This window comes from Evansella clarkii (genome assembly GCF_002019695.1).
Lineage (GTDB): Bacteria > Bacillota > Bacilli > Bacillales > Salisediminibacteriaceae > Evansella > Evansella clarkii.
Window position 1 is genome coordinate 4,354,697 of record NZ_KV917376.1, and the last position, 15,531, is coordinate 4,370,227.

6 protein-coding genes are annotated in these 15,531 nt (G+C 45.0%); all 6 read right to left on the reverse strand.

The genetic code is table 11. The features are described from left to right. Positions 1-211 precede the first annotated feature (211 nt). Entirely contained in the window at positions 212-1,489 is a 1,278-nt protein-coding gene (aceA, locus tag BK582_RS20495) for an isocitrate lyase (RefSeq protein ID WP_078596811.1), read from the reverse strand. Further along, positions 1,490-3,100: a malate synthase A gene (gene aceB / locus BK582_RS20500; protein WP_078596812.1), complete on the reverse strand. Its 1,611-nt coding sequence runs from the start codon at positions 3,098-3,100 to the stop codon at positions 1,490-1,492. 553 nt (positions 3,101-3,653) lie between these two features. Next, complete coding sequence (locus tag BK582_RS20505; RefSeq protein ID WP_078596813.1) at positions 3,654-7,043, reverse strand: AAA family ATPase; 3,390 nt, start codon at positions 7,041-7,043, stop codon at positions 3,654-3,656. Continuing rightward, positions 7,040-8,206: an exonuclease SbcCD subunit D gene (locus tag BK582_RS20510; protein ID WP_078596814.1), complete on the reverse strand. Its 1,167-nt coding sequence runs from the start codon at positions 8,204-8,206 to the stop codon at positions 7,040-7,042. Before BK582_RS20510 ends, BK582_RS20505 begins: the two co-directional genes overlap by 4 nt. A gap of 3 nt (positions 8,207-8,209) precedes the next feature. Next, a complete protein-coding gene (gene addA, locus BK582_RS20515) occupies positions 8,210-11,950 on the reverse strand; it encodes a helicase-exonuclease AddAB subunit AddA (RefSeq protein ID WP_078596815.1) in 3,741 nt (1,246 codons plus the stop codon). After that, positions 11,934-15,458: a helicase-exonuclease AddAB subunit AddB gene (addB, locus tag BK582_RS20520; protein WP_078596816.1), complete on the reverse strand. Its 3,525-nt coding sequence runs from the start codon at positions 15,456-15,458 to the stop codon at positions 11,934-11,936. Before addB ends, addA begins: the two co-directional genes overlap by 17 nt. Positions 15,459-15,531: the final 73 nt, after the last annotated feature.

A 15,531-nucleotide genomic window follows, 5' to 3' on the forward strand; every position in this document is an offset into this window, starting at 1 on the left:
TGTTTCACGTTCCGCTAACAGGATAAAATTCAGTTGTTTACAATGGAGAAATAGAGAAACAGCGGAAGGAGGCAAGCCGCAAATTAGCACATTCGCTAAAAAGATACCAAAACGGCCTCAGCCCTATAGAATATAGAGCTAAAGCCGCTTAGAATCCTCTTTACTATTGTCTCTGTCCACATAACAGGAACCAATTCACCTAACATTTTTATCAGGTAGTGAACTGCTCTTCCTCAGTGGAACCTGCCAGAGCTGTTGTAGAGGATTTTCCTCCGGAAATAACTGTTGCAACATTATCAAAGTAACCTGTTCCTACTTCACGCTGATGCTTTGTAGCTGTGTAACCATCCTTTTCACTGGCGAACTCTGCCTGCTGGAGTTGAGAATATGCTGCCATTCCGCTCTCTTTATAACCTTTAGCCAGCTGGAACATGCTGTGGTTAAGAGCGTGGAAGCCGGCAAGAGTAACAAACTGGAATTTATAACCCATTTTGCCCAGTTCATCCTGGAATTTAGCAATTGTCTCATCATCCAGTTTCTTCTTCCAGTTAAACGAAGGCGAGCAGTTATATGCGAGAAGCTTTCCAGGGTATTTTTCATGGATCGCTTCAGCAAACCGTCTTGCTTCTTCAAGATCTGGTTCAGAAGTTTCACACCAGATCATATCAGCATAAGGAGCGTAAGCCAGCCCGCGGTGAATTGCCTGATCGAGGCCTTCTCTTGTACGGTAAAAACCTTCCGAAGTTCTTTCTCCAGTAATGAACTCATGATCGTATTCATCGATGTCGCTCGTTATCAGATTTGCAGCATTCGCATCTGTACGTGCGATGATTACGGTAGGCACACCCATTACATCTGCTGCTAATCGGGCAGATACTAAGTTTCCAACAGCCTGCTGTGTCGGAAGTAATACTTTTCCGCCAAGATGTCCGCATTTTTTCTCAGAGGACAGCTGATCTTCAAAGTGAACACCTGCAGCTCCGGATTCAATCATACCTTTCATCAGTTCAAATACATTAAGATGCCCCCCGAAACCGGCTTCCGCATCTGCCACGATTGGCACAAACCAGTCTCTGCCTTCGTAGCCTTCGCTGTATTCAATCTGGTCAGCGCGCTGCAGCGCCTGGTTAATCCTTTTTACTACGTGTGGCACACTGTTGGCAGGATATAAACTCTGGTCCGGGTACATCTGGCCAGCCAGGTTCGCATCTGCAGCAACTTGCCAGCCGCTTAAATAAATCGCTTCAAGACCTGCCTTTACCTGCTGGACTGCCTGATTTCCAGTAAGCGCTCCAAGTGCTTTTACATAGCTGTCCCCGTTTACTTTTCCCCAAAGTTTTTCAGCTCCGCGGCGCGCCAGTGTATATTCAACCATTAAAGATCCTCTTAGCTTAATTACATCCTCTCCTGTATATGGCCGTTCCACTCCCGCCCATCTTTCTGATAACCAGCTCTGTTCTAATTCCTTAATTGCTTCTGTTCTGTTCATTTATACCAGCTCCTTTTTTGTTAGTAGGAATTCATATGCATTTATTGTTAAGAATTCTTCAAATTCCTGTTTGCTTACCATCTCGTAAAATAGTTTTTCAGCTTGTGCAAATTTACCCTTACTGAACAGGCCTTCACCAAGCTGCGATTTAAGCTTTTCCATTTCTTCTTCTATGAAGGTTTCCACCAGCTCCAGGCTGATGTTCCGCCCATCGTTTAAAATGCCTTCTCGATGGAATATCCACTGCCACACCTGAGTTCGCGATATTTCCGCAGTAGCTGCATCCTCCATGAGATTGTTTATTGGAACAGCCCCATGGCCTCTGAGCCAGGCTTCCACATACTGTATTCCAACAGATATATTTGAGCGAAGGCCTTCTTCTGTTATCTCCCCCTCTGGTACAGCGAGAAGGTCTTCGGCTGTTATCTCAACATCATCCAGCTGTTTGGATAACTGGTTTTTTGCAGGCATAAACTCATTGAATACATCCAGTGCAGTCGGGACTAATGCAGGGTGTGCGACCCATGTGCCATCGTGCCCGTCTTTTACTTCTCTTTCTTTATCTTCCTGCACTTTTTTAATGGCCTGCCTGTTTTTCTCTTCATCATTTTTTACAGGAATCTGTGCAGCCATCCCGCCGATCGCGTGCGCTCCCCGCTTATGGCATGTTTTAATAACGTACAGAGAATAAGCTCTCATGAAATTTACAGTCATGGTCACCTTTGAACGATCAGGCAGGAGAAAGTTTTCATGGTTTCTCAGTTTCTTAATGTAACTGAAAATATAGTCCCATCTGCCGCAGTTCAGCCCTGCACTGTGATCCTGCAATTCATGCAGTATTTCATCAGCTTCGAATGCTCCTGTTAGCGTCTCAATAAGTACGGTCGCTTTGATGGTTCCTTTTGGGAACCCGTATCTTTTCTGGGCAAACAGGAATACTTCGTTCCATAGTGCAGCTTCTTCATGGTATTCCATTTTAGGAAGATAAAAATAAGGCGCTGTTCCTCTGTAAACCAGCTCATTCGCATTATGGAAAAAATATAATCCGAAATCAAAAAGGGATGCTGAGACAGGTTCACCGTTGACAAGGAAATGTTTCTCTGTAAGATGCCAGCCCCTCGGCCTGACAAATAATACTGCAGGCTTATCAGTAAGCTTGTATTCTTTTCCATTTTCCGCTTTGTAATCAATCTGTCTTCTGACAGCATCATACATATTCAGCTGCCCGTTGATACAATTTTCCCAGGAAGGAGAATTAGCATCTTCGAAATCCGCCATAAAAACCTTTGCTCCTGAATTGAGTGCGTTAATTACCATTTTACGGCTTCCCGCAGGACCGGTAATTTCAACTCTCCTGTCCTGAATATCATCAGGCACAGGCTTAACCTTCCAGTCACCTTTTCTGATATGCTCGGTGTCACCGGAAAAGTGAGGCAGAGTCCCCTGATCAATAAGCTCCTGTTTTACTTTTCTTTTCTGCAGCAATTCCTGTCTTTTTGTTTCAAATTTTTCATGGAGGCACTGAATGAAACAACATGCCTCCTCTGTGAGTATTCTCTCCGCAGCTTCACTTACCGGACCTTGCACAGAGAATTTTTTAGTTAGTTTCAAAGTTATCACTCCTAAACTTTTTCGCTAATCAATAATTCCATTACCATAACAGTGTGTGCAGTGAACTTCTCCTGTACCATTACAGTTACTACAATGTTCTTCAGCAGGTGAAGCGGAATAGTGACTCAATGAATGACCCTGACACTTATAACAGGTAATTTCCCCATTACCATGGCATTTTTCACAGTTCATGTTTTCACCGCCTTTGTTATAATACAGTATACTTTATATTTTGTATTGTATAACAGCGAGTGAAAGAACGTCAACATTAAATTCAAATTTTTTAAAAATTTATGATATTTGGGCATGTAAGAGTTTCTGACACATGATTCACATACACATAAATCCCTTACCCGCCAAGGTGATAGTTCCTTCACACCCTCTTGCACCGTAAGTGTATAATGAGACAGCCACTGTCTTAATACAGAACGTATATGCAGACAACTGTCCCTTACTCTGTAAAGTAATCTCATTGAAGCTGTAACCGGCTGGAAAAAGGGTGAGTTCGTTTTATGGCCAAAAAAAGAGGCTGGTTTCTCCCAGCCTCTTCAACTTACATCGATTCTATTTTTACAGTACTGCCTGCCCCTCCTGGTTCTGCTGCACTCACAATGAGCTTTCTCGGCAATCTTTCTCTTAATTCAGGCACGTGGCTGATCACTCCAACGGATAAATGGGTTGTCCGCAGGCCTTCCAGTGCTGTTATAACAGTATCCAGAAGTTCCTGGTCTAATGTTCCGAAACCTTCATCCAGGAAGAAGAACTCAAGTGGATGTTCTCCTTTCAGCTGAATGGAGGCGGATAATGACAATGCAAGGGCCAGTGACGTTAAGAAGGTTTCCCCTCCTGACAAGGTTGTAACAGGCCTGCGGATACCCCCGTTAGCATCATCTCTTATCACAAACCCTCCGGAAGAATCCACTTCAATCGCATACCGGCCTCTCGTTAGTGAGTGAAGTCTTTCTGATGCGTGACGGCTCACCTGGACAAGCTGTTCTTCCGCAAGAAATTCCACGAATGCTTTTCCCCGGAATACATGATCCAGAGCAGAAAGCTGTTCATATTCAGAAACAAGTTTTTCCCGTTGCTTTTCCAGCTCTTCAAAACGGGTTACCCGCTTTTCGATTTCCTTAAGAGCCTCTCCCGCTCCGCCACTCTCTGCCTGAAGATCGTTCAGCCTGTTTACAGACTCCTGCAGCTGTTCTGCCGTTTTGTTAACCACTTCTTCCGTGACAGTACGCCCGGAAAGCTGTTTCAGGGAGTGGTCGAGCTGAATCTCCAGTTTTCTTTTCTCGTTTCTGTGTTTTTCAATAACTTCGGCCAGCTCGTTCTGTTTATTATCCGGCAAACTTGCTGCAAGGACACTTTCCTCAGTGGCAAAGTTCGTTTTGCCAAGCTGTTCGGACCAGTTTTTTTCAGCCCTCTCAAGCCTTGCTTCCGCCTGAAGATATGCTTCGGCAGCCTTGGCTCTCTTTTCTTCCGAGTTCCTGAGAGCTTCCTGTTCCCTTTTAAGTCTTTCTTCCGCCTGGTCAAATGCTTCCATCATTTTTTTCAGGCTTTCATTAAGGCTTTTAATAAGTACAGCTGGTTGTTCTCCATAAGTGATTTCGTATATTCGCTTCTTTTTCTCCGCACTGCTTTTTTCCTTGTGGGATATATCTGAGGTGACAGAAGACTGTTTCACTTTGCATCTGTTAATCTCCTCTTTAATCTCTTCTATTTCTTTTTGTTTTTTATCTATGAATGGCGTGCTGTTTTCGATTCTTTCTCTGTGTTTAGCAGCCTTTTCTTCCAGTTCATACAGTTTCTCCAGTTCCGCATCTGCTGTGTCAAAACTAAGGTCTGTATATTTTTCATTCCACTGTTTTACCTGTTCCTCGTATTGCCGCTTATATTCAGCCAGTTTTTCGGATAGCTCTTTGATGCGCTCTTCTATTCCTGTGTGACTATATTTTTTCTCATTCAAAACTTCTTTGTTTTGCTCAAATTGCTGTAAATAGTCTGTAATACTCTGCAAAAGTCTTGAGACCGCTTCTTTTTCTTTACTTAGTCTTTTTTTGCCGGCCTCCCACTGTTCTTTCCACTCTGCAGAGGATACATCTTTGAAACTCTTAATCAGTGGTTCTGTCTGCTCTTCAGCAGCTGCGGCTTCACTTTCACTGACGAAATCTTTCAGCTTTGCAGAGTTTTCTTCCAGCTTCCATTTATAAAGCTGAATTTCCCTCTCTTCTCCGTTCATATCCGTGATAAGGAAATCTATCGTTTCAGATAGTCCGTTTTCTTCAGATTCCGTCTCCATATACTCCTGTGAAACATTGTGGTCAACAGAACCACAAACAGGGCATGGCTCTCCCTCTGTTAAGCTCTCACGAAGTGATTTTGCAAGAATATGGCGGTGTTTCCTTTCCAGACCCCGTTTTTCTTCTTCCAGAAATATGATGGAACGCTGGATTTCTCTTTCTTCTTCTGCTATTCTTTCATACCATTGGAATATCTGGCTGAAAGTTTGTGACAGCTTATCTCTCAGCTGGCCAAGCGACTGTTCAGATTCTTTCAGTTCTTCCGCACTCTTCTTTTCCTTAAGCTGCAGCTTTTCCAGATCCTGCTTAAATTCTTCCATAGAGGAAATGGCCTGCTGGATGTTTCTTTTTTCATCAACCGCTGTAAAAAGATACTTTCTTTTTCCGTCCGGTATTTCCAGTGACTCCAGCTCTTCCTTAAGTGTTTTCCTCACATCTTCATACCTTGATTTATCTTTCACTGCTTTTTGAAACTTGTCTTCCAGAGCAGTAAGCTGTTCCTTCAGGTTTTCCGCTTCCGTTTTCGCTGAACGTATTTCTTTTTCTTCCTCAGCGAGGGCAGACTGTTCTTCCTCCGCCCGCTTCAATTCCTCCAGCTTCAGCTTTGCAGGCGTTTCCTGGGCGAGCTTTTCCTGTCTCCATTTTTCCCAGTCAGCTTCCGCTTTTTCTTTCCTATCTATCACTGCTTCCAGATTTTCAAGGGCGGATTTTTTTTGAAGCTCCGCTTCTCTTCTGGCTGCCAGTCCTTCCTCTTTTTCCCTGAGATATGGAAGGAGGTTTGCGGCTTCCTGTGCCTCCTTTAAAGAACGTTCAGCCTCCAGAATCTGCTCCCTCTTATTGCTGAGGGAAACCAGTCCCTTTTCCGCTTCCTCCGCCTCTTTCTGCAGCTTTAAAATTTCTTTTTCTTCCTGATGCTTCTCTTCCAGATAAAGCCTTTTCTTTTGTTCCTTTTCGATATTTTTCTCAATTTCCTGTACTTTCTTCACTGCCTGTTCCAGCATTTCACGGGAAGCTTCTCCAAGGCCGAGCTGTTCTTTCTCTATGAGTTCTTTGTTATGCTTTGTATTCATAAGCCGGCTTTTCAGTTTTTTAATGAGCTCGTCTCCGTATTTCTCCAGGTTAAAAAGACGCTGAAGCATTTGCCTTCTCTCGCTCCCTTTCAGAGAAAGAAACTCGGAAAACTTACCCTGGGGAAGAACTACCGCTCTTGTAAAGTCGTCGATGGACAGCCCGAGGAGCTCTTCCACAGCCCGTGTCACGTCCCCGGCTTTATCCGCAATTACAACCGGATCCCCAGTCACATCAAGAAACCTGCACGTTGCCGATCTGATATTGGTTTCTCCGGCTCTTTTGAAAGTCCGTTCCACCTCGTAGCTCCTGGCCCTGGTGCCATGGCCCAGCTGGAAAGTGAACGATACAGCAAGCGTGTCTTCGGCATGGTTCATAATCCCGGTAGTATTGTTCGCGGCCCGCTCCACTTTTCCATAGAGTGCCAGTGTCATAGCATCAAGCAAGGAAGATTTCCCGCTGCCGGTGGGACCGAATATGCCAAAAACTCCACCTTCGCACAGAGTCCCGAAATCTACCGTCTGTTTTTCCCTGAAGCTGTGCAGTCCTTTGACAGTAAGTTTTAACGGCTTCATTCTGTCTCCACCTCATTGACGAGCTCTAAAAATAACGCGGTTAGTTTTTCATCAGGTATGGCTCCCCCGGTCTGCCTGGAGTAAAACCTTCGGAACATCTCATCCACAGGAAGCTGCTTTGTTCCGCCTTCCATCGCTTTTTCCTGCTCTTCCGGAAAGACAGGCCGGATTGTCAACAGACCAGGATATTCTTTTTTCATCTGATGAATCATTTCCATAGAAGGAGACTTGTCCATATGGACTTCCAGCTCAATCCATGCATCAGCGTCTCTTTTTTCCTCCATCCATGTAAGAACCTCTTTTAACCCTTCGGTTGCTCTCCACCTTACAAGAGGTTTCCCAGCGCTTAAAAATATTTCTTCTGTCACAGCTTCCTCACCAGCATTGATATCCACGACGGTTACAGACTTGGCATAGCCTGCTTCTGAAAAACTAAGGGCAAGGGGAGAGCCGGAGTACCTGGCAGGCTTTATAGAGTGTTTTATATTCTGCGGACGATGCAGGTGCCCAAGAGCTGTATACTGAACATTTTCCGGCAGGCTGACCCCTCTTATTGTATAGGCTCCGCCTACTTCAATGGGCCGTTCTGATTCCGTGCTGCTTCCGCCGGCAACAAACAGATGGCTCATTGCCACGTTTACTTCTTTATCTGTAAAGTCTTTCGTAAGCTCCTCAAAAATCTTTTGGATCCTCACATCATATGCATCTCTAAGCCCCTCTTCATCCCCTTCCTCCACGAAGCTTTCCTTGAGCCTTGATTCTGAAGGGTACGGAAGGGCTGCAATATTAAGAAACTGTTCCTGCCTTGGTACATAAATCCTCATTTTTTCTTCGGAAGGATAACCAAGCACAGAGATATTCTGTTTTTTGATGAGCGAACGTGCAGCCCCAAGCCTGTCAGGGTGATCGTGATTTCCCGCTATTACTGCAACAGGTATATCACCTCCTGCAGTCAGGCGGGCCATGGATTCATAAAACAATTCCTCCGATCTGGCAGGAGGGTTAACAGAATCAAAAACATCTCCTGCCATAAGTACGGCGTCTATATTTTCATCTTTCACGATCTGCTGAAGCTCTTCCAGAAATGCTTCATGCTCAGGGTGCCGGTCTCTTCCTTCCAGTGTCCTGCCGAGATGCCAGTCGGCTGTATGCAGCAATCTCATTACTTACTCCCCTTTTTTCATAGATATCGCTTTTCCGCTGTCAAAAAAGTAGAGGCAAACCTGGCTTACCTCTTCGCCCCAGATTTGTTCAAGGGCTTCTGAATAAAGCTTTACCTGTACTGCGTAGCGTTCTTTTAATACAGGCAGTGCTTCTTCAAAGCCGCCATTAAACCGTCCTTCAATTTTGTCAGTTTTGTAATCTATCAGGACGAGCTTTCCATCTTTGTCCCGGAATACACAGTCAACAATCCCCTGGATCAGTATGTTATCATCATGCTTCTGATCCCATCCGGAATATACTTTTGAAGCAGGCATCCCAAGATTAAATGGAATTTCTCTTTTCACCCATTCAGCCAGAAGCAGCTGTTGTCCCAGCTCAGTAGTAAAGAAACTGCTGATTTTTTCTGTATCAACAGACTCTGCCTGCTCCTTAGTCAGCAATTCATCCTCCACCATCATGAAAACCTTTTTTTCTACATCTTCCTGTGATGGCTGGCTGGCGAGAGAAATATGCTGCATAACTGCATGCATCACGGTTCCTTTTTCTGCAGGACTAAGTGTCTTCTTTTGAAGAAACTTTGGACGTGCCGCATATTCCGATTTAAATCCTTTTATAAGCGCAGTGTCTGTGTACTCATCCGCTGCTTCCCGTTTCACCTCACTCACCGTCTGTTTCGAGCGGTGAACAGAAGAATCCAGGTAGCCATACTGCCATTCCAGTCGTTTATTAACAAGTTCCCTTTTTTCCGATTCAGCAGGGACTGGCATCTGTTTTTTCAGGTACCATTCCATGCTGCTTTCTTCATCTGGCATTTCTTCCGCTGTTTTCTGGAAATCTTCCTGTTCAATGATCTGTACAGCCCACTTTGAAGCGTCACTGTATATTTCTGAGCCTGAAGCAGCCGGTTCCCCGACTTCTCCAGCTAAAATCTCCCGGGCCGAGCGGTGCCGTAATACTGCAGGCCCTACCCAGTCAAGGTATGAGCTGCCTTTCTGCCTGTCCACAGCTGGCAGCAGCCATTCCGGTTCAGGAAGAAACTCCTTCCATTTCTCCAGGGACTTTTCCGCTTCGTTAACCGTTCCTACAAGGTAAAGTTTTTCCTTTGCTCTAGTTAGCGCTACATACAACACACGCATTTCCTCAGCGAGGCTTTCCAGATGCATCCTTTTTTTGATCGCCAGCTGCGGCAGGGTTGGATAAGAAACCCTTAGTTCAGGATCAATAAATTTTGACCCGAAACCTAAATCTTTATGAAGAAGATAAGGAGAATGCAAATCTCTCATGTTAAACTTTTTATTCATTCCTGCAACAAAAACAACCGGAAACTCCAGCCCTTTACTTTTATGGATCGTCATGATTCTGACGACATCTTCCTGCTCTCCAAGGGCTCTGGCTGCTCCCAGGTCGTCGCCCCTGTCCTGCATCCGTTCAATAAATCTCAGAAAGCGGAACAGCCCCCTGAACGATGTGGACTCGTAAGCTCGCGCTCTGTCATAGAGCGCCCGCAGATTCGCCTGGCGCTGTTTTCCACCAGGCATCCCGCCGACATAGCTGAAATAGCCTGTTTCCCTGTAGAGCTCCCAGATTAAATCAGAGAGTGCGCCGGATCGCGCCTTTGTCCGCCAGCTCTCGAGCCTGTCCAGAAAATGAGACGCTTTGTCCCTTATGTTAAGATCCGGGGATTCGGAAGCAGTCGTCTTCAGTGCTTCATAATAAGACTTACCCTTTTCCATAATCCTGATATGGGCAAGTTCCCTGTCATCAAAATTATACATAGGTGACCTGAGTACAGAAGCAAGAGGAATGTCCTGATACGGATTGTCGATCACTTTCAGAAGGGACATCATCACCTGTACTTCCACAGCTTCAAAATAACCGGTGGATAAATCAGCATACACTGGTATGCCTTCTTTTTTACATTCGTCCATCATCGTTGCCGCCCAGGGCATTGATCTCATTAAGATCACGATATCTCTGTAAGTTACAGGTCGTGTGCGCTTCAAGTTTTTATCATATACCGGGTACTGGGACTGGATAAGCTGCTTTATTTTATCAATAATAAAACGTGTTTCCATCTGGGAAGTCTCCAGATCCTCCTCCAGTTCCGTCTGTTCATCCCCTGGTTCTTTCATTTTGAGCGGAGTACCTTTATTAATAATCGCGAGTTCCGTTTCCAGACCGTCCTGGTCCGGATAATCCATGTTTCCGTGCCGCAGTTCCGCATCATCGTCATAGGAAATTTCACCAACAGCTTCGTCCATTATCTGGCGGAATACATAGTTTGTCGCATCAAGAATTTCGCAGCGGCTCCGGAAGTTTTTTGCAAGATCAATTCGCCACCCGTCGCTTTCCCCTTCTTTTTGATACGTCTTATATTTATTTAAAAACAAAGAAGGCTCTGCAAGGCGGAAACGATATATACTCTGCTTTACATCTCCTACCATAAACCGGTTTTTGCCGGTGGACAGCAAAGAGAGAATTGTTTCCTGCACAAAGTTTGTATCCTGATATTCGTCTGTAAGCACTTCCTCAAAATGTTCCTGAAATTCCACTGCCGTCCTCGTGGGTTCCCATGACCCTTTTTCAGCCGCTTTTTTCCCAAGTACTTCAAGACAAAGATGCTCAAGGTCATTGAAGTCCAGCAGCGCTTTTTCTTTTTTAGCTGATGCATATCTTCTGCCAAACTCTTTTACGAGCCTCACGAGTGTGGCAACAGACGGCGCCATCGCTTTAAGCTCGTCCACCATCGTATCCGGTGATTTAAGGAATAAATCCTGTTTTACTGCCTCCACCTGTTTTTTCGCCTGGTCTCTGAGCCCTTTCACTCTTTCCTTTAACACTTCATCTACTTCGTCTTTTTTTGAGATGGACTTCAGACGCCCGAACCCGCCTCGCTGAAAAGCATAATAGACATCCTCCCAGTTAGCGGCGTGGACAATTTGTTCCACATACCCCTTATCCTCTGTAAGATTCTCCATATATTTAGCAGGTCCATCGGCCAGAGAAGCAAGCTCGATCCCTTTATTAATCCAGGACAGGGCCCCTGACAGTTGAAGCTTTACATCCTCCAGCAGTTCTTTTGTCCATGGCAGGTCATCTATCGTTTCAGCGTCTTCCAGGTCATAAATCCGTACCATTTCATCAAGCCACTCTCCAGGGTCCGGGTGGGACCTGGAAAAATCATACAGCCTCCTTACAAGTGACCGGAGTGCATCGTCACTTCGGTCACCGCTGTATCTGTCCACCACATTATAAAACTCGGTGTTGTCTTCTTTTCCGTACTCTTCCTCAAATAGCTCGTCAATAATTTCTTCTCTGATGAGCTCTCCTTCCGCATCATCCACAATACGGAAGTTAGGGTCTGTTTCCACTTCATAATAATGCTGGCGAATCACCTTCATACAGAAGGAATGAAGGGTCGATATATTAGCTCTGTTAAGAAGGGACAGCTGGCGCCTCAAGTGAAGGGAAGCGGGATTTTTCTTCAGTTCCTTCTCAAGAGCTTCCCCGATCCGGCTTCTCATCTCAGCAGCTGCAGCATTTGTGAACGTAACGATAAGCATCCTGTCCACGTCCACAGGATTGTCCACGCTGATGACTTTGCGGATGATTCTTTCCACAAGTACCGCCGTTTTACCGCTCCCTGCCGCTGCCGCGACAAGGATGTTGTTTCCCCTTGCATCAATCGCTTTCCACTGGTCATCTGTCCAGGTGACATCTGCCGGCTTAGGACTTACCTTCATCATTTTCCCCTCCTTCTCTGCGCATCTTTTCAAGTATTTCATCTGTTTCCATCTTTGGAAGCCTGCGGAATTCATTCGTTTCGATAGACGGATCAAACTGGCACAATGAACGATACGAACAGAAGGTGCAGGCATTTTTCTGTTTTTCCTTTACCGGGGTAATATCTATTACTCCGTCAGTTATAGACCTTCCTATTTCCGCAACTTTATTTCTCAAATAATTTCTCAACGCAGAATAATCGTTCTCAGAAATTACCGAAGAACCTGCGTAAAATTCCCCATTCTTTTTCAGGCCGGCAGGGATGATTTTCGATCTTCCTCCACTGTCTCCTATCTCATAGTCCATCATCCTGACTATCTCCGGATCAGCGGAGAGAAGCCCCTTCATTTTAAATTCTTTAAACAGCGCTTCCTCGATCTGATCGGCAGTCAGGCTTTCGTTCGACTGGACGAGGGGGTTATGCACGTGAAAATAAAGAACACCTGCAGGACTTGCTTCAGCGCCAAGCCATTGTTCTGAGAAGCTGACAATCACATCAAGATAGATAAGCATTTGTAACGCAAGTCCGTAATAAACATCCGTAAGCCGGATATCTTTTTTACTGGATTTATAATCTATCACTCTGAGAAGGAGGCCCTTGGAACTGTCCTGGGATTTATCTACACGGTCGATCCTTCCTACCAGTTCCATCGTACAGCCATTCCCTAAATTAAACGTTAATGGGGGCAGCTCCTGGCCTGGCCCGAATGCAACTTCAAGGCCTATCGGTGAAAACCCGGATGCTCTGGACTGTTCCGCAAGAACTGCGGAAGCTCTCGCTACAACTTCCTCAAGTTTTTGTTTAATATAATTATACTTGTTGGAACTGAGCAGAATCTCACGCTGTATTTTCGGAGCAAGCTCAGCGACGATTCGTTTAGCAAGTTTTTTGGACTCGCCTTTCGTTAAATTAGAAAAATCCCGCCCCTGTTTTCTGAGAAAGTCTGCCATTTCTTTTAAAGCTGCGTGGAAAAGCGTCCCAACATCAGGAGCTTCCAGTTTGTATGTTTCTCTGTCTCTCAGCTTCAGGCCGTAATTAACAAACTGGGCGTAAGGACACTGCTGATGCTGTTCCATTCTTGAAACGCTTGTAAGGATATGGGTTCCGTATAGTTCCTGGCTTGTTTCTTTTGGGAGCTGTTTCGCTTCATTTTTATAATAAAGGCTTTCGATCACCTGGTTTAACGGTCTTTCCCAATCATTCTTTTCTGCATACCAGTTATACACATCCCACCAGAATTCAGGGACAGGGTAGCCTTTTTTCCAAGACTGAAGCTGATAGCTTAAATACGATAACGTCCGCACCGGACTGCTGATAAAATGAAGCTGTTCTTTTTCTGTCATATCCGTAGGTTCATGAAGCCACAGCTTTTCCTCCAGTTTCGGGAAAGTGTCTGTGAGCCTCCTTAAGATGATGGAAGGCTGCATGCTCTTCCCCTCTGTATCTGCAAGTGGATAAGTAAAGTACAGGCATTCCGATGGAGTGGACTGGGCCAGATAAATTAAAAAAGATTCGTTCAGAAGCTGGCTTGTATTGCCTGGAGCAAGGTTCATCCCTTCGCTCTGGAGAAATTCCCGCTCGTCTTCAGCAATTATCCCTCCTTCTTCAGGTTTCGCCGGAATGACACCCTCGTTCACACCCATAATAAACGCACAACGGACATTGGAAACACGTGAACGGGACATATCCGCCACGATCACCTGGTCGATGGCTGGAGGTATAATGGAAAACTCCATACTTTCGAGGCCAGTATCAAGCATATTCCGGAATAAATCGAAGGATACTTTTTCCTCCCCGGCCATTTCCACCATTTGATCAAGAAGATCGATCACTGCCGACCAGACCTGGTCATGTTCCCGCGCACTCTGCAGATCGTTCGATTCGGTAGCTTTATCCCTCATCCGCTCCAGTTTTTCAGGTATGTTATTTTCGTCCAGAAATTTGTACAGCACTTCGCATCTTTCCTGAATTGATTTCGCCCGCTTCATCCTTTTTTCCAGGACGATAAGCGGGGCGGTAAGCTGTTCTCTCAGCAGATTAATCTCCTGCTCAAATCCATTCTCCGCCTCTGTTTTACCCCTGTCATCCTCTGCAGTAGTCCGTATCCTCCTGTATGTCCATGGCTCCTTGCTGTACCATCGCGAACCCTGGATGCCATAGGAAAGAACATAATTTTCAAGCTGGTCAACCCTCTCTCTCATACTGGAAGTATCTTCTTCGGCAGAATAAAGAAGGTCTGTTTTCAGGCAGCGGAAGACCGCTTCATATCGCCAGTGCCCATGAATGATATCAAGTGAGGAACGAATAAATTCAATGACCGGATGATTGAGCATTGATCTTTTTTTATCCATGAACAAAGGTATCTCATAGTCTTCGAATATCGTTTCCAGTAGGTCCATATAATCGTTCATATTTCTGAGAAGGATAACGATGTCATTGTAACGGTATGATTTATCCCTGACGAGCTGGAGAATTTCCCTGGCAACACCCTCGACCTCGCTCCGCTGGTTTACTGCGGCAATTAAGTGGATCCCTTCACTGTCTTCTCTTTGCACAGGAGGACGAACCTCATTATATTTTTCAAGGTGAGCAAGCGCTGGAGTTTTAAAGCGTTTTGTTTCGAAGAACATTACTGGTTCGTTAATCTCAGTATCATTTGCTTTACAGATTTGTTTAATCACCTGGCTGCTTCCTGCTGTTTCGAAAAATAAATCAAGCTCGTTCAGTATCTCTCCGGACTCATAATTCCTGTCCAGCGTAAGGGCGGTAACCACTCCCCTGCTATGGATAATAAGCTGTTCAAAAACCTTCAGCTCCAGAGGTGTGAAACTATGAAAACCGTCAATATAAATTTCGGCTTCACGAATGTATTCTGATTTATGGATTTGCTCAGCAAGGAGGCTTAAATAGTCCTCTGAACCAAGATATTTGCCGGCCAGTTCCTGTTCAAGCATACTGAAAATAATATGCATGTCATGAAGTTTCTCTTCCAGGACAAATTCCTGTGGGCGTTTGTTTTCTTTGCTTTTCAGATGCTCGTAATTTTCATTCAGTGTTTCAAGGGAAATATCATACTTTTTCAGCTCGGAAAGCATTTGTTCGAGCTGGTCGATAAAACCGTTCGTATCAGTAGCTTTAGAGAATACCCTGAAGCTTTCTTTTTTTCTTTCAATAATTTTCCGCAGCAGCATATGTATTCCGGTCCGCTCGATAAAATACCGTGATATGCCGCCTGTTTCCTGTAAAACTCTCAGTGCAAGCCGGGAAAAACTAAGAACCTGCGCCCTTGTCATTCCTTTTTGCTTCGTATTAACAAGTGCCATTTCAGACTGGAAAGTCATTTGTTCAGGCACGATATATATAATTGGCCTGCCTGTTGGCTCTGAGATTGATTTTTCACAGATTTCATTAATAATCGCTGTTGTTTTCCCAGTGCCCGCACGGCCCAGATATAACGTCACTGACATATTAATCACCTCTTCCGTCAACTTGGCCGGTAAGTCCAGCGGCCTCCTGGTTTATATGTCTGTATTCTATTTT

Excerpts from the sequence above, each read along its gene's own strand:
- BK582_RS20510 (WP_078596814.1), bottom strand. The coding sequence starts at position 8,206 with ATGAGATTGCTGCATACAGCCGACTGGCATCTCGGCAGGACACTGGAA.
- BK582_RS20505 (WP_078596813.1), bottom strand. The coding sequence starts at position 7,043 with ATGAAGCCGTTAAAACTTACTGTCAAAGGACTGCACAGCTTCAGGGAA.
- aceA (WP_078596811.1), bottom strand. The coding sequence starts at position 1,489 with ATGAACAGAACAGAAGCAATTAAGGAATTAGAACAGAGCTGGTTATCA.
- addA (WP_078596815.1), bottom strand. The coding sequence starts at position 11,950 with ATGAAGGTAAGTCCTAAGCCGGCAGATGTCACCTGGACAGATGACCAG.
- addB (WP_078596816.1), bottom strand. The coding sequence starts at position 15,458 with ATGTCAGTGACGTTATATCTGGGCCGTGCGGGCACTGGGAAAACAACA.